General features: G+C 69.4%; 21 protein-coding genes. 12 read left to right on the top strand and 9 right to left on the bottom strand.

Features of this window, described 5'->3' with window-relative positions; genetic code table 11:
• Window positions 1-42: 42 nt before the first annotated feature.
• The 4 genes from FHT37_RS21785 (at window position 43) to FHT37_RS21770 (ending at window position 3,466) form a co-directional block, all read left to right on the top strand.
• Complete coding sequence (locus tag FHT37_RS21785; protein WP_221211217.1) at window positions 43-702, top strand: TRAP transporter small permease; 660 nt, start codon at window positions 43-45, stop codon at window positions 700-702.
• Window positions 699-2,027, top strand: a complete 1,329-nt coding sequence (locus FHT37_RS21780; RefSeq protein ID WP_091720188.1) for a TRAP transporter large permease — start codon at window positions 699-701, stop codon at window positions 2,025-2,027. Before FHT37_RS21785 ends, FHT37_RS21780 begins: the two co-directional genes overlap by 4 nt.
• Window positions 2,028-2,149: 122 nt before the next feature.
• Window positions 2,150-3,070, top strand: a complete 921-nt coding sequence (locus FHT37_RS21775) for a hypothetical protein (protein WP_183484516.1) — start codon at window positions 2,150-2,152, stop codon at window positions 3,068-3,070.
• Window positions 3,071-3,079: 9 nt separating this feature from the next.
• Entirely contained in the window at window positions 3,080-3,466 is a 387-nt protein-coding gene (locus FHT37_RS21770) for a hypothetical protein (protein ID WP_183484513.1), read from the top strand.
• Between the two features lie 13 nt (window positions 3,467-3,479).
• On the opposite strand, the gene FHT37_RS21765 is transcribed toward FHT37_RS21770, so the two are convergent.
• The 3 genes from FHT37_RS21765 to FHT37_RS25720 form a co-directional block, all read right to left on the bottom strand.
• Window positions 3,480-4,367: a helix-turn-helix transcriptional regulator gene (locus FHT37_RS21765; RefSeq protein ID WP_183484510.1), complete on the bottom strand. Its 888-nt coding sequence runs from the start codon at window positions 4,365-4,367 to the stop codon at window positions 3,480-3,482.
• Window positions 4,364-4,765, bottom strand: a complete 402-nt coding sequence (locus FHT37_RS21760; RefSeq protein WP_183484507.1) for a VOC family protein — start codon at window positions 4,763-4,765, stop codon at window positions 4,364-4,366. Before FHT37_RS21760 ends, FHT37_RS21765 begins: the two co-directional genes overlap by 4 nt.
• Before the next feature lie 122 nt (window positions 4,766-4,887).
• Window positions 4,888-5,721 carry an AraC family transcriptional regulator gene (locus FHT37_RS25720; protein WP_310739771.1) on the bottom strand — a complete coding sequence of 278 codons (834 nt, stop codon included), beginning with the start codon at window positions 5,719-5,721 and terminating at the stop codon, window positions 4,888-4,890.
• Window positions 5,722-5,908: 187 nt separating this feature from the next.
• On the opposite strand from FHT37_RS25720, the gene FHT37_RS21750 reads away from it, so the two are divergent.
• On the top strand, window positions 5,909-6,316 hold the full coding sequence (locus tag FHT37_RS21750) for a DUF3224 domain-containing protein (protein ID WP_091720155.1): 408 nt from the start codon (window positions 5,909-5,911) through the stop codon (window positions 6,314-6,316).
• 25 nt (window positions 6,317-6,341) lie between these two features.
• On the opposite strand, the gene FHT37_RS21745 is transcribed toward FHT37_RS21750, so the two are convergent.
• Window positions 6,342-6,557: a putative motility protein gene (locus FHT37_RS21745; protein ID WP_091720151.1), complete on the bottom strand. Its 216-nt coding sequence runs from the start codon at window positions 6,555-6,557 to the stop codon at window positions 6,342-6,344.
• A gap of 112 nt (window positions 6,558-6,669) precedes the next feature.
• Window positions 6,670-7,371 carry an SDR family oxidoreductase gene (locus FHT37_RS21740; protein WP_183484502.1) on the bottom strand — a complete coding sequence of 234 codons (702 nt, stop codon included), beginning with the start codon at window positions 7,369-7,371 and terminating at the stop codon, window positions 6,670-6,672.
• A 229-nt stretch (window positions 7,372-7,600) separates the two neighbouring features.
• Here FHT37_RS21740 and FHT37_RS21735 point away from each other — a divergent pair, with 229 nt between their 5' ends.
• From FHT37_RS21735 to FHT37_RS21720, 4 genes are all read left to right on the top strand, one after another.
• Entirely contained in the window at window positions 7,601-8,749 is a 1,149-nt protein-coding gene (locus tag FHT37_RS21735) for an HlyD family secretion protein (protein ID WP_255489903.1), read from the top strand.
• Window positions 8,746-9,789: an ABC transporter ATP-binding protein gene (locus FHT37_RS21730; protein WP_183484499.1), complete on the top strand. Its 1,044-nt coding sequence runs from the start codon at window positions 8,746-8,748 to the stop codon at window positions 9,787-9,789. The genes FHT37_RS21735 and FHT37_RS21730 overlap by 4 nt, the downstream gene beginning before the upstream one ends.
• A complete protein-coding gene (locus FHT37_RS21725) occupies window positions 9,786-10,979 on the top strand; it encodes an ABC transporter permease (RefSeq protein WP_183484496.1) in 1,194 nt (397 codons plus the stop codon). The genes FHT37_RS21730 and FHT37_RS21725 overlap by 4 nt, the downstream gene beginning before the upstream one ends.
• A 323-nt stretch (window positions 10,980-11,302) precedes the next feature.
• Window positions 11,303-11,770 (top strand): hypothetical protein, encoded by a 468-nt coding sequence (locus tag FHT37_RS21720; protein WP_183484493.1) that lies wholly within the window; start codon window positions 11,303-11,305, stop codon window positions 11,768-11,770.
• A 33-nt stretch (window positions 11,771-11,803) separates the two neighbouring features.
• Here the strand turns inward: FHT37_RS21720 and fdhD are convergent, their stop codons facing one another.
• The 4 genes from fdhD to FHT37_RS21700 all read right to left on the bottom strand — a co-directional run bounded on the left by fdhD (window position 11,804) and on the right by FHT37_RS21700 (window position 17,261).
• Window positions 11,804-12,679, bottom strand: coding sequence for a formate dehydrogenase accessory sulfurtransferase FdhD (gene fdhD, locus FHT37_RS21715; protein WP_091720131.1), 876 nt, complete (start codon window positions 12,677-12,679; stop codon window positions 11,804-11,806).
• Window positions 12,676-13,041, bottom strand: coding sequence for a hypothetical protein (locus tag FHT37_RS21710; protein ID WP_255489902.1), 366 nt, complete (start codon window positions 13,039-13,041; stop codon window positions 12,676-12,678). Before FHT37_RS21710 ends, fdhD begins: the two co-directional genes overlap by 4 nt.
• Window positions 13,042-13,051: 10 nt before the next feature.
• Window positions 13,052-15,409: an FdhF/YdeP family oxidoreductase gene (locus FHT37_RS21705; protein WP_183484490.1), complete on the bottom strand. Its 2,358-nt coding sequence runs from the start codon at window positions 15,407-15,409 to the stop codon at window positions 13,052-13,054.
• Window positions 15,410-15,590: 181 nt separating this feature from the next.
• Entirely contained in the window at window positions 15,591-17,261 is a 1,671-nt protein-coding gene (locus tag FHT37_RS21700; RefSeq protein ID WP_183484487.1) for an OFA family MFS transporter, read from the bottom strand.
• A 697-nt stretch (window positions 17,262-17,958) separates the two neighbouring features.
• Here FHT37_RS21700 and FHT37_RS21695 point away from each other — a divergent pair.
• From FHT37_RS21695 to FHT37_RS21685, 3 genes are read left to right on the top strand one after another with little or no spacing between them, the layout of a single operon-like run.
• Entirely contained in the window at window positions 17,959-18,333 is a 375-nt protein-coding gene (locus FHT37_RS21695; RefSeq protein ID WP_091720115.1) for a hypothetical protein, read from the top strand.
• 56 nt (window positions 18,334-18,389) lie between these two features.
• Window positions 18,390-19,238, top strand: coding sequence for a hypothetical protein (locus FHT37_RS21690; protein WP_254783156.1), 849 nt, complete (start codon window positions 18,390-18,392; stop codon window positions 19,236-19,238).
• A 10-nt stretch (window positions 19,239-19,248) separates the two neighbouring features.
• Entirely contained in the window at window positions 19,249-22,239 is a 2,991-nt protein-coding gene (locus FHT37_RS21685) for a TonB-dependent receptor (RefSeq protein ID WP_183484485.1), read from the top strand.
• The last annotated feature ends 51 nt before the right edge of the window (window positions 22,240-22,290 follow it).

Raw genomic sequence — 22,290 nt, 5'->3', positions numbered from 1 at the left:
GGCGGCGCGGCCTTCTTTTGTCTGAAGGAGATCGCCATGTCGCTGAGATGGTTGGATCGATTGGAGGAGAGCCTGATCGCTTTCCTCATGGGCGCTGCGACGCTGGTCATCGCGATGGCCGTTCTGCATCGTTTCCTGGCCGGCGTGCCGCATCTGCAGGACCTGGTCATCCGCATCGACGTGAGCTGGGCGCAGGAGCTGTGCATCTACATGTTCGTGTGGATGGCCAAGTTCGGCGCCGCTTACGGCGTGCGGGCCGGCACCCACGTGGGCGTGGACGTGCTGGTGCGCAAGCTCAGGCCCGAGCACGCGAAGTACCTGGTGATCTTCAGCCTGCTGGCCGGCGCGGTGTTCACCGCGACCATCGGCACGCTGGGCGCGACCTTCGTGTGGGAGAACGGCGCGCACTACGCGTTCACGCATGCCTTCGGCATCGAGAACCCCGACCTCTTCGAAGGCCCGACCTCGCCCGACCTGGAGATCCCGACCTGGATCGCGTATTCGTGCGTGCCGCTGGGCTCCTACCTGATGTGCTTCCGCTTCCTGCAGGTGTGCTGGCACTTCATCCGCACCGGCGAGGCGCCGCACGCGGACCACGGCCACGTCGAGGGCATCGAGGATGACGTCGCCGCGGTCAGCGCGGCCAAGACAGCCGAGGAAGCCGCCAAGGGCTCGAACGGCTCGAAGGGAGATCGCGCATGAACACCCTGATCATCTTCTCGCTGCTGGTGGTGCTGATGCTCACCGGCATGCCGATCTCGATCTCGCTGGGCCTGACGGTCCTGACCTATCTCTTCACGATGACGAACGTGCCGATCGAATCGGTCGCGCTCAAGCTGTTCACCGGCATCGAGAAGTTCGAGATCATGGCCGTGCCCTTCTTCATCCTGGCGGGCAACTTCCTGACCCATGGCGGGGTGGCGCGGCGGATCATCCACTTCGCCACGACCATGATCGGCCACTGGTACGGAGGCCTCGGCCTGGCCGGCGTGCTGGCCTGCGCGATGTTCGCGGCGATCTCGGGCTCATCGGTCGCGACGGTCGTCGCGGTCGGTTCCATCATCCTGCCGGCGATGACCAAGCAGGGCTATCCGAAGCAGTTCGGCGCGGGCGTGATCACGACGTCCGGCGCGCTGGGCATCCTGTTTCCGCCGTCGATCAACCTGGTGATGTTCTCGATCGCGACGGCCGGCATGAGCGCCACCGGACCGAATGGTGAGGTGGTCGGCACCGCGTCGGTGGGCCAGCTGTTCATGGCCGGCGTCGTGCCCGGCGTGTGCCTGTCGCTGCTGCTGGGCATCACCACCTGGTACCGCGCCAAGAAGTACGACTACCCGCGCATGGTCAAGGCGACCTGGGCCGAGCGCTTCAAGGCCTTCCGCGAGAGCTTCTGGGGCCTGATGCTGATCGTCGTCGTCATCGGCGGCATCTACAGCGGCAAGTTCACGCCCACCGAAGCCGCCGCCGTGGCCGCGGTGTACGCCTTCATCATCTCGGTCTTCGTCTACAAGGACATGGGCCTGAAGGACGTGCCCAAGGTGCTGCTGAAGGCGGCGGCGATGAGCTCGATGCTGCTGTACATCATCACCAACGCGGTGCTGTTCAGCTTCCTGATGGCCTCCGAGCAGATCCCGCAGACGATGGCGGCGTGGATGTCGGCGCAGGGCTTCGGGCTGATCGTCTTCCTGCTGCTGGTCAACCTGATCCTGCTGGGCGCGGGCAACTTCATGGACCCGGCGGCGATCGTGCTGATCATGGCGCCCATCCTGTTCCCGGTCGCGGCCAAGCTGGGCGTCGATCCGGTGCACCTGGGCATCCTGATGGCGGTCAACATGGAAGTCGGCCTGTGCCATCCGCCGGTGGGGCTCAACCTCTACGTGGCGTCGGGCATCACGAAGATGGGCATCACCGAACTCACCGTCGCTGTGTGGCCGTGGCTGCTGACGATGCTGGGCTTCCTGCTCGTCGTGACCTACTGGCCAGGCCTGTCGCTGGCGCTGCCGAGGGCGCTGGGGTTGGTCGGCTGACAGTCCCCTGCACCGCCTGCTTCGCCAGGCATCGACACCGCGAAAGCGCCGACAGTCCTGTCGGCGCTTTTTTCATGGGACGTCCGAAGTGCTCCGCCGCGGCCTCCCCCCAGACTGAAGGGGTGGGCCGATTTCCCGACCGCCTTACGATTCGCCGCCGCCGAAGCCCCTGGGGCAACCGGTACTCGACCTGTTCGAAAGGAACTGCCTTGCCTTTCCGGAACCGTCTTTTGGCCGTCGGCTTGGCGGCGATGCTTGCGGGCTGCGTCAACCTGCAGGCCATCAGCACCTACGCCGAATCGGCGGCCGGCGTGGCCGGCGCCACCGATGCCGCCAAGCGCTGGCGTGATTCCGACAAGAAGCTGCGCGAGCAACGCCTCGATGGCGACGTGTGCCCCATCGGCTACACCGGCCGGCTTCCCCAGGCGCAGTTCGACGCTGCCTATGACGACGCGGAGAAGCTGCACCAGGCGATGAGCGCGTACTTCACCGCCCTCGGCGAACTCGCCTCGGACCAGTTGCCCGACCTCGCCAAGACGGCCGCCCCTTCGCTCGAGGGCATCAAGGGCGCCGGCGCCAAGGTGTCGCCCGAAGAGGAGGCCGCCGTGCAAGGACTGTTCGCGCTGCTCCAGCGGGGGCTCGACGCCTACCGCCACAAGAAGCTCCGCGAGTTGATGACGTCCTCGCATGGCGACGTCGCTCGCGTGCTGGGCCTCATGCGCAAGCTCGCCGACGTCTACGCCGAAGGCCTGCGGGGCGAACGCATCCAGGCGATCAACTTCGTGAAGTGCGAGATCGGGCAATCCGATCTCGGCGACAAGTACCTCGGCCGACGGGAGCTCGCTCGCGTTGGGGCGGACTACGACAAGGCACTGAGCGCGATCGCCACCTACAAGGCGGCACTTCAGAAGCTCGCCGACGACCACGACCGGATTCGCGGCGCGCTGGCAATGGACCGCGACGCGATGACGCGCACGCTGAAGGCGATCGCCGCGACGGCCAAGGAACTCGACAAGGCGCACGACGCCGTGGCCAAGCTCTAGGGAGGGCGCATGACCGACACGACCCTGGCGTACAGCGCCGACGAACTGGTGCAGCTGGCCAAGGCCCTCGACGACATGGCCGAGGCCATGCCGGTCGGCGCGCCCGGCCCCGACGGTCTGACAGCGATGCGATGGAGCCAGTCGCTCGGCGGAGCGGCGCAGAACCTGCTGTTGATGGCCCAGCGGGATTACCTTGCCGACACCACCGAGCCGCTGGCGGACATCGTCGTCACGACGAAGGAGGCCACCGCGGCGCTGGCGAAAATCAAGGCCATCGACAAGATCGTCGAGGTTGTGGGGGACGTCATGCTGCTGGCCACCGTCATCTGGCTGCAGAAATGGAACCTGGTGCTGCCGACGGTCAAGGAGCTGCGGAACGACATTCGTTCGATGTGAACTGGGCGCTCATTCACACCGCCCTCGCATGCCCGCGCACCGCGGTCGGCGCGAAGCCGAATCGATCGCGGAAGCGCACCGCGAATCGCGATGGCGAGTCGTACCCGACCGCCGATGCGATCTCGGAGACCGGCCGGGAGGTGGCCTGCAGCAGGACCAGCGCGGAAGCCATGCGCACATCCGCGATCAACTCGCGCAGCGTCACGCCCTCGGCCGCCAGACGGCGTCGCAGCGTGGCCTCCGACATGGCCAGCGACCGGGCGATGGCGTCGGAACTCCATTCACCGTCCAGTCGCGCCGACAGCATGGCCCGGATCCGCGCCGAGACCCTCGCGTCGTCAGGCGGCACGCGCAGCACCATGCCCGCCGCGAGCAACCAGTGCGCCACCTCCAGCATCTGCTGGCGCACCACCGCCTCGGGCCGCGATGGGTCCGGGGCGAGGCCACGTCGCGCGCGCTCGAAGGCCTCGGCCAAGCCATCCGGCATGCGGCGCAGCACCCGCGCCGGAGGCGGGGCCACCTCGGGCGCATCGGCAGAGGACTGGCGCTGCGCGGTGGCCAGGTAGTAGGGATCGTCCAGCACCGTCCCGCCGAACATGAGCCAGCGCGCCTCGTAGCGCTCGCCATCGGTGATGCGGTTATGGAAGTCGACCGTGTGCCCGCCGGCCAGCAGCAGCACCTGGCCGGGCAAGGCCCGGACGGCGGCGCCGCGCGCGGGCTTGACCGTCTTGATGCCGCGGTCGACGACGATGACGGCCGGCCGCTCGACGCGGATGCGCACGATCTCCAGCCCTTCGCCCTGCACGACATGCGCGGCCACGCCCAGGCCGGGCCTGACATGCAGGGTCCGGGCGAGCTCGGCCCCGGTGGCCAGGCTCGCGCTGCCGCGGGCGACGCTCAAGGCGATGCCTTCACGCGATGCAGGGCGCACAGCTTGTTGCCGTCGGGGTCGCGGACGTAGGCCAGGTAGAACTGCCCGAGCGAATCGACGCGCAAGCCGGGTGGCTCCTCAATCGAGACGCCGCCATGGGCCACCGCCGTGTCGTGGAAGGCATGGACCTGCTCCGGCGACGCGCAGCGGAAGGCAATGGTGCCGCCGTTGGCGAAGGTCGCGGGCTCGTCGTTGATCGGCTGCGCGATGCCCAGCGTGCCGCCGTCATGGCGGTAGAACAGCCGCTGGTGGCCGGACTTGGCCTGGTGCGGCATGGCCCCGCCCACCCCGAGCACGCCCAGCACCTGGTCATAGAAGCGCCGCGCGCGGTCGATGTCGTTGGTGCCGATGACGATGTGGTTGAACATGAACGCTCCTTGTGGATGACGCAGCCAGTGTAGGCAGCGCCGGCGCCGGCTCCTCGCCGCGTCCGTTCAAGTTCGGTGCCGATCCGATCAGGCGTCCGTCGATCAGCCTTCAGCATCGGACGTCAACGCGCCGCTGCCGGTTCGCCCGAGTCGCGATGCAGCGCGCTCACATACGCCCTCGGCGTCATGCCGACCAACTGGCGGAAGTCCCGGATGAAATGCGCCTGGTCGAAATAGCCCAGGCGCTGGGCCAGTTCGGCGTCGGGCTTCGCTTCACCGCTCTGCAGCAAGGCGAGCGCCTCATGCAGCCGGTAACGAGCGATCACCCATTTCGGACTCGCTCCGACGTAATGCCTGAAGTCCCGCTGCAAGCGACGTGCGAACTCTCCCGTCATCGTGCACAGCTGTTCGACCGAAGTGATGCCCGCGTCACGGCCTATGGCGTCGACGATCTCCGCCAGCCTCGCCCCGCGTGCATCCACCACCGGCGGAACTCGCGCGCGCAGCACAGCCTCGATGCGCGTCTTCCCCGCCTCGGGAGCGTCAGCCAGCGGCGGATCCAGCAACCGATCCACATCGTCGCCCAGCAGGCCGCGGGCATCGACCTGCCGGTCCATCAGGTCGGCCGCCGGCGATCGCAGGAATGCCGGCAGCGCTCCGACCTTGAACTTGACGCCATGCACCCAACCGCGACCGGCAAGCGTCCGGTTGAAACGTGCTCGTTGGACGCCCCACAGGCGCACCGCGCCGTCTTCCACGACCAGGTGGACATTGGGATGGGGCAGCGTCGATTGAACCTGCGGCGGACATGCCCGGAGATCCCAGCTCACGAACCAGTGATGCTCGATCCAAGGCGCCAGATCGGCGCTGGGCGGCTGTTGGTCATGGTGGAAGCGCCCTGGCGCCAGTCCGGGGTAGAGAACGCCTCGCGCGCCGCGAGGGGCGTGTGCTGTCATGCGATGCCGATGTCGTGTTTTTCCTATCGCCGGGATGGCGGTTCCGGTGCAATGGGACGAAATCAACTCCGTCCCGATCACCATGCCAGCTCTTGCGACGAGTATCGCCGCGCTCCTGTCCGCAGGTTCCGCGATGGCCGCCCCGGCGCCCGAGGCCTCAGCGCCTGCCGTTTCCGCGAGTGCGCCGATGGCGCCGGCCCGCGTCGCGCGCGGCCTCTTCGACCTGCGACTCACCGCCCAGCCACTGGAACCCAACGAGGCGCCGGCTCAACCGGCCCGGACGCTGATCCACAAGCAGTTCCGCGGCGACCTCGAGGCCAGCGGCATGGGACAGATGCTGTCCTTCCGCAGCGCGACGCCCGGCTCGGCGGGCTATGTCGCCATGGAGCGCGTGGAAGGGCGTCTTGCGGGTCGCAGCGGCTCCTTCGTGCTGATGCACCTCGGCGAGATGACGCGCGGTGCACCTCAGCTGTCGGTTCGCGTCGTGCCCGACTCCGGCACCGGCGAGCTCGCCGGCCTGAGCGGCGACATGAGCATCGAGGCCCGCAACGGACAGCACCTCTATGTCTTCACCTATCGCCTGCCCGGCGAGTAACGCGGACAGGCGCCGCGCCGCCGGATCAGGCGTAGGTGTTGATGTTCCGCCCGAGCGTGCCCTCGGTGGCCAGGGCCGGCGCCTGCGGCAAGGCGGCGAGCAGGGCGGCGGCGCCGGCTTCCTGGACGTCCATGGCCTTGCGCAGCACCAGCAGGCTGGCGGCATTGCCGGCCGTGCCCGGCGTGCCGTTGGAGGCCTGCCTGACGGCGGCGTCGACGCTGGGGGAGTTGGTGATGACCATGCAGGCACTATCGGCCGCTTCCGCGGCAACTTGAGCGGAATTTCACGAAGTGGCCGCCGCTCCCGCGCCCTGCCACCTCATCCGCCACCTGGCCCGCGGCCCGGACGCCGTCTCAGACGCCGCCGCGGTAGCTGCCCAGCTCCGCCGACAGACCCGCCTTCACCGCGCGCGTCATGTCGTCGGCATAGACCTCGTCCTTGCCGTCGGCCAGCGCCGCCAGCACCTGCCGGGCGACGTCCAGCGGGTCGGTCTTCGGTGCATCGATGCCCGCCGTCATGTCGGTGTCCATGAAACCGACGTGCAGCCCCAGCACCGCCGTGCCCTGGTCCTTCAGCTCCTGGCGCAGTCCGTTGGTGACCGACCAGGTCGCCGCCTTGGACACGCTGTAGGTCGCCGCGCCGGTCAGGTTGAGCCAGCTCAGCACCGACAGCACGTTGACCACCGCGCCGCCACCCTGCTCCTTGAGCACCGGCGCGAACGCGCGGGTCAGCTCGAGCGGCCCCACGACGTTGGTCTCGAACTCATCGCGCAACGCGGCGATCGCCTGCTCGCCCAGCAGCGGCGAGCCGCGGGTGATGCCGGCGTTGTTGATCAGCAGCGTGACGTCACCCGCGGCCCGCACCGCCGCGGCGATCTGGTCCGGCTTGGTGACGTCGAGCCGGAGCGGCGTCACGCCGGACAGGTCGATGGACGCCGGATCCCGCGCCGCCGCGTAGATCTTCTTCACGCCGGCGGCCTGCAGCGCCTTGACGAAGCTCTTGCCGAGACCGCGATTGGCGCCGGTGACCAGCGCGACAGTGTTCTTGAAGTCCATGGTGAATCCTTGAGCAGTGGAACGGGTTGAGTGGATTTTTTCAATTTCACTCGACATGAATAATGTAATGTCGACCATCATCTAAACGCCGAACCACCCACGCCTTGCCCCTGTCGGCGGAGGGGACGTCGCCGAGCCGCGTGGACCGATGTTGGCGCTCCGGCTACTCGCGCGCGCAGTTGGCTCAGGGGCAATAATCCCGGCCACCCGTCGTCCGGAGAAGCCGCCGATGCCCACGATGCCGCGCCGCCCGCCTCACCGCCTCTTCCGTTGGAATGGGGTCCGGATCGGTCGCCAGGCCGAGGCGATCCGCGCGGCCGGCGCGGCGACCCCGCAGGCTCCCGAGGCTCGAGGAGCAGGTCGCGCGACTGCCGTCCTGGCGCTGCTGGCCGCCACAGCCCTCGCCGCCTGCGGTCGCGAACCGCCGCCAGCCTGGTCCGGTTATGCCGAAGGCGATCCGGTCTACGTCGCGGCGCCGGTCGCGGGCCAGTTGCTCGACCTCCAGGTGCAGCGCGGCGACACCGTGGCGGCCGGCGCGCCGCTGTTCAGCATCGACGTCACCCCGATGCGCGCCGCCCGCGCCGAAGCCGATGCGCGACTCGCCGCTGCCCGCGCGGAACAGGCCGATGCCGCCAAGGGCCGCCGTCCCGACGAGATCGCGATGAGCCGGGCCCAACTGGCACAGGCGCGCGCGCAGTCCGCGCTGGCGGAGACCGACCTGGCGCGGCAGCAGCAGCTGATCGGCCAGGGCTTCATCTCGGCGGCGCGGCTGGACGACGCCCGGGCCGCCGCGGCGCAGGCGCGCCAACGCGTGCGCGAGCTCGAGTCCTCGCTGCGTGTGGCGGAACTGCCCGCGCGCAGCGATCAGCAGGCCGCCGCGCGCGCCAATGCCGAAGCCGCCTCGGCCGCGCTCGAACAGCAGCAGTGGCGCGAAGCGCAGACCCGGCAGCGCGCGCCGGCCGCCGGCCTGGTCGACGACACCTTCTATCGCGTCGGCGAGTACGTCAACGCCGGCCAGCCGGTCGTGGCGCTGCTGCCGCCGTCGCAGCGCAAGGCGCGCTTCTACGTGCCGGAACCGGAGCTGGCCTCCCTGCGCCCGGGGCAGGCGGTGCTGCTGAGCTGTGACGGCTGCGGCGCGCCGATCGCGGCGCGCATCAGCTACATCTCGCCGCAACCGGAGTACACGCCGCCGGTGATCTATTCCAACAGCCAGCGGGCGCGACTGGTGTTCCTGGTCGAGGCCCGACCCGATCCCGCGCAGGCGACGCGCCTGCATCCGGGACAGCCGCTGGAGGTGCGCCCGTCTGCGGGCGCAGCGCCTGCGACGGCCGGTGCCGCGGCGTCGACGGCATCGGCCGCTTCCGGCGGGCACCCATGACCGAGCACAGCGCGCCGACGACGCTCCCCGGCGGCGGCGCCGGGTCATCCGCGAGCGACCTGGCCATCGACGTCCGCGGCCTGACCAAACGCTACGGCCAGCGGACCGTCGTGGACCACGTCGACCTGCAACTCGGACGCGGGCGCATCTGCGGCTTCCTCGGCCCCAACGGCAGCGGCAAGACGACCACGATCCGGATGCTGTGCGGACTGCTCACGCCCGACGAGGGCGAGGGCCGTTGCCTCGGCCTGGACATGCGCCGGCGCGCGGCCGAGATCAAGCGCCAGGTCGGCTACATGACGCAGCGCTTCGGGCTCTACGAGGACCTCTCCATCCGCCAGAACCTGGACTTCATCGCGCGGCTGTTCGAACTCGACGCGCGGCCTCGCCGCGTGGACGAGGCGCTGGAACGGCTCGGACTGAAGACGCGGCAGGACCAGCTCGCCGGCGCCCTGTCCGGCGGATGGAAACAGCGGCTGGCGCTGGCCGCCTGCCTGCTGCATGACCCTCGCCTGCTGCTGCTCGACGAGCCGACCGCCGGCGTCGATCCGAAGGCGCGCCGCGACTTCTGGGACGAGATCCATCGGCTCGCCGCCGACGGCATCACGGTGCTGGTCTCGACGCATTACATGGACGAGGCCGAGCGCTGCCACGAACTCGCCTACATCGCCTACGGCCGGCTGCTCGCGCGCGGCACGCAGCGCGAGATCATCGCGCAGGCCGGCCTCACCGTCTGGGCGCTCCACGCCGATGATCCGCAGCGACTGACCGCCGTCTCCACCGCCTTGAACGGCACCGAGGGCGTGTTGAGCGTCGCCGCGTTCGGCAGCAGCCTGCACGTCGCGGGACAGGACGCGGTCGCGCTCGACCGGGCGATCGCGCCGCACCGCGCCGGCGACGGGCTGCGCTGGGCGCGGGCGGAGGCCAACCTCGAAGACGTGTTCATCAGCCTGATCAGCCGCACACCGGACAACTTCGAGGCGGCGACCGCGACGCCGTCTCCCCCGGCAAGGCCCACGGACCGGGCGGGCGCGCGATGACCGATCGCCGCTTCAGCCTCGCGCGCGTGCTGGCGATCTTCATCAAGGAGGTCCAGCAGATGCTGCGCGACCGGCCGACCTTCGCGATGGCGGTCGGCGTGCCCATCCTGCAGCTGCTGCTTTTCGGCTACGCGATCAACACCGACCCGAAGGGACTGCCCACCGCCGTGGTGACGCAGGATCGCGGGCCGATGGCGCGCAGCCTGGTGGCGGCCATGGAACAGAGCGGCTATTTCCGCACCCAGGCCCGTCCGGCCTCGGAGCATGACGGCGACGCGATGGTCGAGGACGGCGAGGTGCAGTTCCTGATCGTGATCCCGCCCGACTTCAGCCGCCGCATCCTGCGCGGCGAGCGGCCCGCGGTGCTGGTGAGCGTCGATGCGACCGATCCGTCCGCGTCCAGCAACGCGCTGGCCGCGCTGGCGCAGCTTGGCGCGCAGGCGCTGCGGCGCGACCTGGTCGGCGCGGCGGCGGCCGGGACGCCCGGCGGCGCCGGAGGCGGCATCGCCCCGACGACGTCGATCGCCACGGGCGGCGCCGCCAGCCCGCCTTTCGAGTGGCGCATCCATCGGCGCTACAACCCGGAGGGCCTGTCGCGCTACAACATCGTGCCGGGCCTGATCGGCACCATCCTGACAATGACGATGGTGATGCTCACCGGCCTGGCGATGACGCGCGAGCGCGAGCGCGGCACGATGGAGAACCTGCTCGCGACGCCGGTGCGACCGCTGGAGGTCATGGTGGGCAAGATCCTGCCCTACATCGTGCTGGGTTACGTGCAGCTGGGCGTCATCCTCCTGGCCGCGGCGCTGCTGTTCCAGATCCCGATGGCGGGCAGCTTCACGCTGCTGCTGGCCATGATCGGCGTGTTCATGCTGGCCAACTTGGCGGTGGGTTTCACCTTCTCGACGCTGGCGAAGAACCAGCTGCAGGCCCTGCAGGCGACGTTCTTCTTCTTCCTGCCGTCGATGCTGCTGTCGGGCTTCATGTTCCCGTTCCGCGGCATGCCGCGCTGGGCGCAGGTGATCGGCGAGGCGCTGCCGCTGACCCACTTCCTGCGCATCGTGCGAGGCATCATGCTCAAGGGCAACGGCTTCATGCAGCTGCTGCCGGAACTCTGGCCGATGCTGGTGTTCCTGCTGGTCGCCGGCACGATCGCGCTGATGCGCTACCGCCAGACACTCGACTAGCGCCGGATTGCTCCCGCGCCCGCTTGCGGGACAGCGCCGCGGCGCGGGGCGCGGGGCGCGGGAATTCTCCCTCTCCCGCTTGCGGGAGAGGGCGGGGTGAGGGCCAGCGTCCGCTCGCAGTCCGCGGGGAAGTCCCGACCCCGCCTTCAGCCGCCCTTCAGCACCGCTTCAGGAGCGCTTCAGCGGCGCCGCGCACTGTGGCGGCACGCGCTTGAAGGACGGAGGACGGCATGGGACACGCGACACGACGTGTTTGGCAAAGCGCTCGGGAACGGGCTTGGCAACGCGCCTGGCGGCGGGCCGGCGCGCTGGCGGCGCTCGGCATGAGCGGGCTGGTCGCGGCGGCGCCGTCCCTCCCGGATGCGGCGGCCTCGGCGCCGGACGTCCTCGCCCCGGCCTCGCCCGCGTCGGAAGCCGAGATCGACACGGCCGCCAATGCCGCCCGCCGGCCGCTCGCGCTGCAAGCCTCGCTGGCCGCCCTGCGCGCCCGCATGCAACCCGGGCGCCCCTCCGCCGGCACCACCGGCAGCAGCACGATGCTGCACCAGGCTCTCCAGATCCAGGTCATCGAACTCCCCCGCGAGGGCGCCCCGATCGGCCCGCCGCCCAAGCGCGCGCATCACGCGCTGAGCATCGGCATGGAAGGGCCGAAGCAGCTGCTCCGCGGCCTGGGCCTGGAGGCCACCGAATGTGCCGGGCGCTTCCGCATGCCGTCCAAGCTCGGCCGCAAGGGCGACGGCTCGACGCAGGTCGACATCGCAGCCCAGCTCGGCATGGCCTGCAAGTTCTGAGACGCCAGCGCCACGCGCGGGCGCGAGACCGCGTCAGGCGTACAGCGTCGCGCGTCCGTCGCGAACGAAGCCCGCCAGCCGCAGCCCGCAGGCCTGCGCGGTGCGGATCGCCAGGTGCGTGGGTGCGCTGACCGCCGCCAGCATCGGCATGCCGGCAAGCGCGGCCTTCTGGACCATCTCGAAGCTCGCGCGGCTGGTCACCGCCGCGAACCCTTGCGAGGCATCGACGCCGTCGCGCGCCATCGCGCCGATCAGCTTGTCGAGCGCGTTGTGGCGCCCGACATCCTCGCGCACGCATCGCACCGCGCCGTCGACGCCGCACCACGCGGCGGCGTGGATGCCGCCGGTGCGCTGCTGCAGGGGCTGCGCGGCCGCCAGCTCGCGCATCGCGCGCGACAGCGCCGCCACCAGCGCCTCATCCGCCGCCAGCGCGTCCGGCAGCGGCGGCACGGGCCGCTGCGGCGGCCGGAAGACCTGGTCGAGGTTGTCTGTCCCGCACAGGCCGCAGCCGGTGCGCCCGGCCATGCTGCGCCGACGCTCCTTGAGCAGCGCCTCGCAACGCGCGGTCACGCGCAGCTGCAGGGCCACGCCATTCGGACGCGTGCGAACTTCCACGTCGAGCAGGTCCGCCGGCGAGGCCAGCAGGCCCTCCGTCAGCGAGAAGCCCAGCGCGAAGTCCTCGAGGTCGAGCGGCGTCGCCAGCATCACCGCATGCGACAGGCCGTTGTACTCGAGCGCGACGGGCACTTCCTCGGCGACGAATTCCTCCTCGGCCGCGCGCGTGGCGCCGAGCCGCGTCGGATGCACCGCGACCAGCGCGGCGGGCAGTGGTGCGTCGTCGTCGTGATCGCCGACGCCGCCCTCACCGCGGCCCTCCGCGTCACCCGGCAGTGCGCAGGTCCCGCTCATGCCGCCGACTCCCCGTCGCCGGCAGCGGGCGCCTCGTCACCGCGGCCCACCGGCGTGATCCGCGCGATCCAGCGCCCGTCCTCGTCGACGTGAAGCCGCACCCAGCCGGGCCCCTGCTCGTCGCCGACGCGCGCGTCGCTCATCAGCGTGTACAGGCGCAGCAGCACGCTGACCCGCAGCCCGGTGCGCTTGGCCAGCCGCGGCAGCGACACGCCGTTGCCGGCGTCCAGCTCGGCGAGCGTCTCCAGCGCGAAACGCGCCTGCGCGGCCATGTCACCCGGACCACCGTCATCGCCGCCATCGCCGTCCGCGCCCTCCCGGTCGTGGACCTCGTCGGCGGCGGACGCGTCAGCGCGGCTCATGCGGCGATCCTCAGGCCCGTGCGTCCGCCACCGAACGCGCCTGCGCCTGCGGCACCGGCTCGTCCTGCGGCCGCAGCGTCAGCACCACCGGGATCGACTTGGACGTCGGCGTGCCGGCCCCGATCGAGATGCTGCTCAGCGGCACCAGCGCATTGGTCTCCGGGAAGTAGCTGGCCAGGCAGCCGCGCGGGATGTCGTACTCGATCAGCACGAACTTCTCGGCGCGGCGCGTGTCGCCGTCGCTGTAGACGCTGGTGATGTCGACCCACTGGCCGGCCTTCATGCCGATCTGCCGCAGGTCTTCCTTGTTGATGAAGACCACGCGGCGATGGCCCCAGACGCCGCGGTAGCGGTCGTCCATGCCATAGATCGTCGTGTTGTACTGGTCGTGCGAGCGCACCGTCGCCAGGTTGAACACCACCGTCTTGTGCTCGATCGCCCGCGCCTGCGCCAGATGGAAGGGCGTGTCCGTGGGCAGCGCGTGGGTGATGAAGTTGGCCTTGCCGGTGGGCGTGTTCCAGACCCGCTCCGACGCGGTGTTGCGCAGGCGGAAGCCGCCCGGCGTCTTGATCTTCTCGTTGAAGCCCTTGAAGTCGTCGAAGACCTCTTCGATCTTGTCGCGGATGCGCGAGTAGTCCTCCACCAGCCACAGCCACGGCGTCTTGGAACGCCCCTTGAGCGTCGCGGCCGCCAGACGCGCCACGATCATCGGCTCGGACAGCAGGTGCTCCGAGGCCGGCGCGTTCATGCCGCTGGAGATGTGGACCATGCTCATCGAGTCCTCGACGGTCACGCCCTGCGGGCCGCTGGCCTGCATGTCGATCTCGGTGCGGCCCAGGCAGGGCAGCACCAGCGCCTCCTTGCCGTGGATGGTATGGCTGCGGTTGAACTTGGTGGTGACGTGCACCGTCAGATCGGTCGAGCGCAGCGCCTTCCAGGTCGCCACCGTGTCCGGCGTCGCCGAGGCGAAGTTGCCGCCCAGCGCGATGAAGACCTTGCCCTTGCCGTCGAGCATCGCCTGGATGGCCTCGACGGTGCCATAGCCGTTCTCGCGCGGCGGCTCGAAGCCGAAGACCTGGCCCAGCCGGTCCAGCAGCGCCTTGGGCGGCTTCTCGTAGATGCCCATCGTGCGGTCGCCCTGCACGTTGGAATGACCGCGCACCGGGCAGGCGCCCGCGCCGGGACGGCCCAGGTTGCCGCGCAGCATCAGCAGTGCCGCGATGTGCTGGATGGTCGCCACCGAATGCTGGTGCTGCGTGATGCCCATGCCCCAGCAGATGATCACGCGCTTGGCCTGCGCGTACAGGTCGCCGGCGGCGCACAGCTGCTCCTGCGACAGGCCGGACTCGGCCTCCAGCGCTTCCCAGGATTCGGCGCGGATGCTGGCCTCGAAGGCCTCGAAGCCATGCGTGTGCTCGGCGATGAAGCCCAGGTCCAGCACGCGCTCGCCGCCAGCGGCCACGGCCGCGTCGTCCAGCTCGAAGACGCGCTTGCACAGCGCCTTCATCACGGCCATGTCGCCGCCGATGCGCAGCTGGAAGTAGTGGGTGGAGATCGGCGTGCTGCCCAGCGTCGCCATCTCCATCTTGTCCTGCGGATCGGCGAAGCGCTCCAGGCCGCGCTCGCGCAGCGGGTTGAAGCTGACGATCTTGCAGCCGCGCTTGGAGGCCTCGCGCAGCTCGCCCAGCATGCGCGGGTGGTTCGTGCCGGGGTTCTGGCCGAAGATGAAGATCGCGTCGGCCTGTTCGAAGTCGTGCAGCGTCACCGTGCCCTTGCCGATGCCGATGGTCGGCTTCAGGCCCTGTCCGGACGGCTCGTGGCACATGTTCGAGCAGTCGGGGAAGTTGTTGGTGCCGAACTCGCGCACGAACAGCTGGTAGAGGAAGGCGGCCTCGTTGCTGGCGCGACCCGAGGTGTAGAACATCGCCTCGTTGGGATCCTTCAGCGCGTTCAGCCGCGCGGCGATCAACTCGAAGGCGTCGTCCCAGGCGATCGGCACGTAGCGGTCGCTGGCGGCGTCGTAGACCAGCGGCTCGGTGATGCGGCCCAGGTTCTCGAGGTCGAAGTCGGACCACTCGGCCAGCTCGCTGACGGTGTGGCCGCCCAGCACCTGCGCGGTGGCGCGGTGCGAGGTCGCCTCGGCGGCGATGGCCTTGGCGCCGTTCTCGCAGAACTCGAAGGTCGAGCGGTGATCCCGGTCGGGCCAGGCGCAGCCCGGGCAGTCGAAGCCATCGGGCTGGTTGGCCGACAGCAGCGTCTTGGCGCCCTTGACCGCGACACCCTGCTGTTGCAGGTGCTTCGCGACACTGCGCAGCGCGCCCCAGCCGCCAGCCGGCCCTTTGTAGAAATGGATCTTCTGCTCGGTCATTGTTGGTGCCCCCGGATAGAACGGGCCGCGGCCCGTTCTATCCCCCCCGAGGGGGTGGCGGGCCGGCTTGGGGCGGCCCGGCGCTCGGCCCGCCCCTCGCTAACAAGGAAGAATGGCAGACCGAGGTCTGCCATCGATGGTCACAGTATCGGCGCTGCTTCGCGGCGCCGTACGGTGAGGGTCAATTGAAGAACTTGGCGACCGTCAGCAGGGTCTTGTAGATGCCCCAGGACAGGGGAATGCCGACGGCCAGCCAGGCCAGGACCACCAGGCCCACCGGCGTCGCCTTGCCGGCGCCCGGGCCGCTGCCGACTTCACTGGCGGCAGCCTTCTCGTGGGCCAGCTTCTTCTCGATGGCCAGTTCCTCGTCGCTCATGAAGTGCTTCGCAGCGACCGGGCGGATGGCCAGGTTGGCGATCAGGCCGATCACCAGCATGCCGACCAGCACATACATGGTCTGGTTGTAGACCTGCTCGCGGGGGATGCCCAGGCCGAGCTGGTAATCGCGCATGTAGCCGATCACGACCGGGCCGAGGATGCCCGCGGTGGCCCAGGCGGTCAGCAGGCGACCGTGGATCGCGCCCACCATCTGCGTGCCGAAGAGGTCACCCAGGTAGGCCGGCACGGTGGCGAAGCCGCCGCCGTACATCGACAGGATGATGCAGACCGCGCCCACGAAGGCCAGCTTGTGACCCGCGGCGGCGCTGCTCGGCAGCGAGGCGTACAGCAGGCCGCCCAGCACGAAGAACACCGTGTAGGTCATCTTGCGGCCCAGCTTGTCCGACAACGAGGCCCACACGAAGCGGCCGCCGATGTTGAACAGGCTCAGCAGCGCGGTGAAGCCGCCGGCGATCGCGGCGATCGCAGCCAGTTGGGTCTTGTCCAGGTCAGAGAACTTCAGGTCCACGCCGATCAGCGAGCCGCCGAAAATCTCCTGCAGCATCGGGCTGGCCATACCGATCACGCCGATGCCGGCCGACACGTTCATGCAGAGCACGATCCACACCAGCCAGAACTGCGGGATGCCCCACACCTTCTTCACGTGCACGTGGCGCTGCGTGATCATGGCGTTGTTGGCCTGCGCCGGCGGCGGGGTCCAGCCCGCGGGCTTCCAGCCGGTGGGCGGCACGCGGTAGCCCAGCGCGCCCGCGACCATGAAGACGAAGTAGATCAGCGCCATCACGACGAAGGTCTGCGTCACGCCCGGGTCGGTCGGCGTGGCGAAGCGCTTCATCAGCTCCACCGCCAGCGGCGAACCGATCATCGCGCCACCGCCGAAGCCCATGATGGCCATGCCGGTGGCCATGCCACGGCGGTCGGGGAACCACTTGATCAGCGTCGACACCGGCGAGATGTAGCCCAGGCCCAGCCCGATGCCGCCGATCACGCCGGAGCCCAGGATCATCATCCAGAACTGGTGCGTGTGAATGCCGATCGCCGAGATCAGCATGCCGCCGCACCAGCACACGGCCGACACCAGGCCCGCCTTGCGGGGACCGGCGCGCTCCAGCCAGCCGCCCCAGATCGCGGCGGCGCAGCCCAGGAACACGAAGAACAGCGTGTACATCCACTGCAGCGTGGAGATCTTCCAGTCGCAGCCCGTGGCGAACAGCTCGGCGAAGAAGCTCACGTCCTTGCCGCAGGCGGCGCCGGCTCCGGCGGTCTGCAGCATCTTGGACAGCGGCAGCCAGAACACCGAGAAGCCATAGGCCATCCCGATGCACAGGTGAATGGCCAGCGCGCTGGGCGGCACGAGCCAGCGGTTGAAGCCAGGAGCGGCGATGGTGCGCTCCTTGTCCAGCCAGCTCGAGCCAGCGGATCCGACGCTCGGGTCGGTCAGCACAGTAGACATGGGTCCTCCTCAAACAATGAATGGCGACCGCGACGCGGCCCGCTGATGGGCGACCCTCTCCGAACCCTCAAACGGGATGGGTCGGCCGCGTCCCGCGTTCCGGGGTCCCCGTGTCCCTTTCGGCATCAACGACCTGCAAACACAGCAGGGGTTGGTTACGGCCTGAAAGAGTTGAGGCAGAACGCTCGCGGCGGGCGCGATCTTGACGCATGTCATTGACATTCATTGACAACCACACATAGCAAACGGACATCTATCGCACGAAACCGACAGCCGGTAACTATGGGGCGGCCGGCGGTTACCCGTAGAGGTGGCGTTAATTCGGGCGAACCGCGCACATCACCCCCGATTCGAGGGCGTTCCCGGAGGCGGTGATTGTTGAGCGCGCCACAACGGTGCATTTCCGCTCACGCATTTTTACGGTCCGGGTCTTTGCCTATTGTTGGGACCGTTCCCCCGTCTCCGAAGGCGTCCATCAGCGCCTTCTTCACCGGACCGCCTCGTTGAGGTCGTCCGGTTTTTTATTGCGCGGGAATCGCGCTTGCCCCGATGAACACGAGGATGTATCGGGGTGAAACCTGCCGTTTGTCCTACAAGACCTCGCGTCCTCTGCCCACGTTCCGCTCCCCGTCCACGGTCCACAGTAGGTCCTAACCGATCTCACCGATCGGCCCCTCAAGCCCAAAGGAGAGACTAGATGAACGCGACCAAATCCCTCGTGACCGGTGCCGTTGCCCTGACCGCCTTCGCCAGCGTGCTGGGCCTGGCTTACGCCCAGGTGGAGAACTCGACCGAGTCGACCCAGACGCAGACGACGCAGGAGCAGTACCCCGCCACGCAGACGGAGCAGCAGGCCCCCGCTGACCAGAGCATGACGCCGGCCGACCAGGCGGCCCCGGCGACCCAGTCGACCGACCCGCAGTCGCAGACCCAATCGGAAGCGCAGTCGCAGCAGGCTCAGCCGCAGTCCTCGGACCAGTGGCAGAACCAGCAGTCGCCGTCGTCGCAGCAGCCGCTGCCGAGCGAGCCGACCAGCGCTGGCGAGCCGGCCCCGCGCGCCGACCGCAACTGAGCGTGACCCGCTCATCGCCGTCCAGCCCCGCTGACGCCTTTCCCTGAAAGCCCTCCATGCTGCGCGCCTCCAGCGGCTATTTCTTCAGCGATCCCCCGCCGGCCGAGCCGGCGCGGCGGCGGATTCCTGAAGCGCTGAAGGAACGCGCCGGATGGGCGGCGCAGGGATTGGCGATCGGGCTGGCCGGTGCGCTGCTGGCCTGGCCGGCGGCGACCTTCCTGATGAAGCAGCTGCGCCCGGCGCCCGTCGCCGTCGCGAAGCACGTCTCCTCTTCCCCGGTCCAGCCCGTCGTCCAAGCCCCCGCGCCAGTGCCGCGGACCGGCACGGCCGATTTCGGCAAGACCAAGGTTTCCAAGCAGGCCCGCCAGCTGGCCCAGTGGGTGATGGCGGGCTGGGATCACAACGGTCGTCCGTTCGCGATCCTCGACAAGCGCCAGGCGCGCGTGCTCGTCTTCAACGCCGACGGCAAGCTGCAGGCCACCACGCCGGTGCTGCTCGGTTATGCCGCGGGCGACGACAGTGTCGCGGGCATCGGCCTGCGCCCCATCGCCGAGGTCAAGCCCTCCGAGCGCACCACGCCGGCCGGGCGTTTCGTCGCGCAGCCGGGCAAGAACGCGCTGCACGAAGACGTGCTCTGGGTCGACTACGACGCGGCGGTGTCCATGCACCGCGTGCGACCGACCAATCCGGCCGAGCGCCGTCTCGAGCGGCTCGCCTCCCCGACGCCCAAGGACAACCGCATCAGCTTCGGCTGCATCAACATGCCGGTGAAATTCTTCGAGCAGACCCTGTGGCCGACCTTCGGCAAGCGCGGCGGCATCGTCTACGTGCTGCCCGAGAAGAAGTCGATGGAGCAGGTCTTCGCCGAGCAGATGCGCCGCGCCAAGGCCGGCCCTTCCACCTGACGCCCGGTCCATGACCGTGCGCCGCTCCACCCGCCCTTCCCGCTTGTCCCGCCACGGCTCCGCCTGGCTCGTCGCGCTCGCGCTGGGCGCGGGCCTCGATGCGCCGGTGTCGGCGCAGGTCAGCCGCGCGACGGTCCGCGGGCTGGTCAACGCGCCGACCGGCACGCAGTCCGGCGGACTGACGATCCTGGCGGTCAATGCCGCCACCGGCGCGCGTTATCGCACGGCCACGCGGGCCGATGGCCGCTATGCGCTGATCGGCCTGGCGCCCGGCGACTACACCATCACCGTGGTCGGCCCCGACGGCGCGACGCTCCGTTCCGAGCGCATCACGCTGTCGGTCGGCGAGAGCGCGGCGCTGGACCTGGGCGATGCGCCGGCGGCGCCCGGCGCGGCCGATGCGGTGCAGCTGGGCCGCGTCACCGTGCAAGGCAATGCGACGCGCCAGGGCGTGAAGGATTCGCAGCTGGGGACGGTCGTCTCGCAGCGCATGATCGAGGCGCTGCCGCAGAGCACCCGCAACTTCCTCAGCGCCGCGGACCTCGCGCCGGGCGTGGCCTTCTCGACCGATGCAGGCGGCTTGAGCCGGGTGCAGTCGGGCGCGCAGGACTTCGACCACCTCAACGTCTTCATCGACGGCGTGGGCCAGAAGAACAACATCCTGCGCGGCGGCGTCAGCGGCCAGTCCGACACCCGCGGCAATCCGTTCCCGCAGTCGGCGATCTCCGAATACAAGGTGCTGACGCAGAACTACAAGGCCGAGTTCGACCAGGTCAGCAGCGCCGCGATCACCGCCGTGACGAAGTCCGGCACGAATGAATTCCACGGCGAGGTCTACGCCGATCGCACCGGCACCAACTGGCGCTCGATGAATGCGCTGGAGAAGGAACGCGAATCGCAAGGCGTGCCGCGCCCGTCGTCTCAGAAGTACGAGTACGGCGGCAGCATCGGCGGCCCCATCGTCAAGGACAAGCTGCATTTCTTCCTCGCCTACGACGGCAAGCGCATCGAGGACTCGCGCCAGATCGCCGGGCAGAACTTCGAGAAGCTGCCCGAGGCCGGCATCGTGCCCACGCTGCGCGCGCGCCGCGGCAGCCAGGTCGACCCGTTCCACGAGGACCTGCTCTTCGGCAAGCTCGACGCGCAGATCAACGACGAGCACAAGCTCACCTTGAGCGCGCGCCTTCGCCGCGAGACCGATCGCATCGCCGAGGACCGCAACCTCTCGCTGCCCGGCAACGACAAGGAGCGCCGCAATGACGAGACGCGGGTCGACCTGAAGCACGAGTGGTCGCGCGGCGACTGGCTCAGCGAGGCGCGCCTGGGCTACGAGGACTACCTCTGGAATCCCAGGTCGGCCGCGGACGCGGCGCTGGTGCGCTACAAGGTGTCGACCGCATCGCCGCAGGTGCTGACGACCTCGCAGGACGTGATCCTGGATGGCGGATCGCCGGATGCGCAGCGGCGCCAGCAGCGCGGCGTCTTCGTGTCGGAGGAACTCACCTACACCGGCTTCGACGGGCACGTGATCAAGGGCGGCGTGAAGCTCAAGGCGATGCGCTACGACCTCAGCGGCACCGCGAATTCGGTCGACGCGGTCGACGTGCTGATCGACACGGCCACCGGCCTGCCCTATTGGGACGGCACCAACTGCACCGGCACCAACGTTTCCAACAACGGCAGCAGCAGCGACCAGTGCAACATCCGCCGCGCCACCGCGCCGGCACAGGCCCGCTTCAACAACCGGCAGTGGGGCCTCTACCTGCAGGACGACTGGAGCGTCACGCGCCAGCTCGAGCTCAACCTCGGCGTCCGCTGGGACTACGAGGACAACATGCTGAACAACGCCTATGCGACGCCGGCCGACCGCGTCGCGGCGCTGCTGGCGGCGGACGTGCCGCGCTTCGGCATCGCGCCGCCGGCGGGGCAGACCTACGCGCAGTCGCTGGCCAAGGGCGGCATCGACGTGTCGCGCTACATCAGCAGCGGCAACTCCCGCAAGGCCTTCAAGCAGGCGATCGCGCCGCGGCTGGGCTTCTCCTACGACGTCTTCAACGACCGCAACACGGTGGTCTTCGGCGGCTACGGGCGCAGCTACGACCGCACGATGGCCAACCACGCGCTCGACGAGCTGCAGAAGAACCAGGCCCCGGGCGGCGAGATCTGGTTGATCCGCAACGACCTGAAGATGCCCTACGCGGACCAGTTCAGCATCGGGGTGCGGCAGGCGCTGTCGCCGACCTGGAACGGCGAGATCGCGCTGAGCCGCATCGAGGCGAAGCGCCAGTTCGTCTGGTTCAGCGGCAACCGCGACGCCAACGGCGGCTTCGCGCAGCAGTCGGCGCTCGATCCGCTGTGGGGCGGCCCCGATGGCTTCGGGCAACTGGTGCTGGGCGACTCGATCGGCCGCACGCGCACCGACTCGGTCTTCGTGAAGGTGGACCGGCCCTACAGCGCGGCCTCGGGCTGGACGGCGACGCTGGCCTACACCTACAGCGATGCCAGGACCACCAACCTGCAGTGGAGCAACGACACCTTCGACTGGACCTACGGACGCGCGGGGCGCGGCTGGAATCCCAGCACGCTGGTCGACAGGCATCGGCTGGTCGGCGCGTTCATGACCGACAAGCTGCTGCCCTGGGGCCTGAGCTTCTCGGCCAAGGGCACCTACGCGAGCGGCTTCCCGCGGCGGCTGACCAACTGCCTTGCGGGCACCGCGCAGTGCTTCCTGATGCGCGGCGATGCGCCGAGCTACCGCCAGGTCGACATCAGCCTCGGCAAGGCCTTCAAGTACGGCCTGCACCAGGTGGCGCTGCGGCTCGATGTGCTGAACGTCTTCGGCGCCGACAACTACGCCGGCTTCGATGACTGGGTCGGCATCGCCCCGCCCGCGGGCCAGCCGACGAACCGCCTGGGCGGCGACAACCTCAACCTCGACAAGCCCAATACCGCCCGCGGCGACAACCGCGCGCTGCGGGTGGTGCTGACCTACAAGTTCTGAGGCGGCGGGAGCGGCGGGAGCGGGCGTATGCTCGCCGGCTTCTCCCCTGCC

This window comes from Mitsuaria sp. BK037 (assembly GCF_014193045.1).
Classification (GTDB): Bacteria; Pseudomonadota; Gammaproteobacteria; order Burkholderiales; family Burkholderiaceae_C; genus Roseateles.
The sequence above is the reverse complement of the archived record's forward strand: the minus strand, read 5'-3'. Positions and strand labels throughout refer to the sequence as shown.

What these genes read in the sequence shown, in the direction of transcription:
- FHT37_RS21780 (WP_091720188.1), top strand. Translation starts at nt 699, where the DNA reads ATGAACACCCTGATCATCTTCTCGCTGCTGGTGGTGCTGATGCTCACC.
- FHT37_RS21770 (WP_183484513.1), top strand. Translation starts at nt 3,080, where the DNA reads ATGACCGACACGACCCTGGCGTACAGCGCCGACGAACTGGTGCAGCTG.
- FHT37_RS21760 (WP_183484507.1), bottom strand. Translation starts at nt 4,765, where the DNA reads ATGTTCAACCACATCGTCATCGGCACCAACGACATCGACCGCGCGCGG.
- FHT37_RS25720 (WP_310739771.1), bottom strand. Translation starts at nt 5,721, where the DNA reads ATGACAGCACACGCCCCTCGCGGCGCGCGAGGCGTTCTCTACCCCGGA.
- FHT37_RS21750 (WP_091720155.1), top strand. Translation starts at nt 5,909, where the DNA reads ATGGCGCCGGCCCGCGTCGCGCGCGGCCTCTTCGACCTGCGACTCACC.
- FHT37_RS21745 (WP_091720151.1), bottom strand. Translation starts at nt 6,557, where the DNA reads ATGGTCATCACCAACTCCCCCAGCGTCGACGCCGCCGTCAGGCAGGCC.
- FHT37_RS21740 (WP_183484502.1), bottom strand. Translation starts at nt 7,371, where the DNA reads ATGGACTTCAAGAACACTGTCGCGCTGGTCACCGGCGCCAATCGCGGT.
- FHT37_RS21735 (WP_255489903.1), top strand. Translation starts at nt 7,601, where the DNA reads ATGCCCACGATGCCGCGCCGCCCGCCTCACCGCCTCTTCCGTTGGAAT.
- FHT37_RS21730 (WP_183484499.1), top strand. Translation starts at nt 8,746, where the DNA reads ATGACCGAGCACAGCGCGCCGACGACGCTCCCCGGCGGCGGCGCCGGG.
- FHT37_RS21725 (WP_183484496.1), top strand. Translation starts at nt 9,786, where the DNA reads ATGACCGATCGCCGCTTCAGCCTCGCGCGCGTGCTGGCGATCTTCATC.
- FHT37_RS21720 (WP_183484493.1), top strand. Translation starts at nt 11,303, where the DNA reads ATGAGCGGGCTGGTCGCGGCGGCGCCGTCCCTCCCGGATGCGGCGGCC.
- fdhD (WP_091720131.1), bottom strand. Translation starts at nt 12,679, where the DNA reads ATGAGCGGGACCTGCGCACTGCCGGGTGACGCGGAGGGCCGCGGTGAG.
- FHT37_RS21710 (WP_255489902.1), bottom strand. Translation starts at nt 13,041, where the DNA reads ATGAGCCGCGCTGACGCGTCCGCCGCCGACGAGGTCCACGACCGGGAG.
- FHT37_RS21705 (WP_183484490.1), bottom strand. Translation starts at nt 15,409, where the DNA reads ATGACCGAGCAGAAGATCCATTTCTACAAAGGGCCGGCTGGCGGCTGG.
- FHT37_RS21700 (WP_183484487.1), bottom strand. Translation starts at nt 17,261, where the DNA reads ATGTCTACTGTGCTGACCGACCCGAGCGTCGGATCCGCTGGCTCGAGC.
- FHT37_RS21695 (WP_091720115.1), top strand. Translation starts at nt 17,959, where the DNA reads ATGAACGCGACCAAATCCCTCGTGACCGGTGCCGTTGCCCTGACCGCC.
- FHT37_RS21690 (WP_254783156.1), top strand. Translation starts at nt 18,390, where the DNA reads ATGCTGCGCGCCTCCAGCGGCTATTTCTTCAGCGATCCCCCGCCGGCC.
- FHT37_RS21685 (WP_183484485.1), top strand. Translation starts at nt 19,249, where the DNA reads ATGACCGTGCGCCGCTCCACCCGCCCTTCCCGCTTGTCCCGCCACGGC.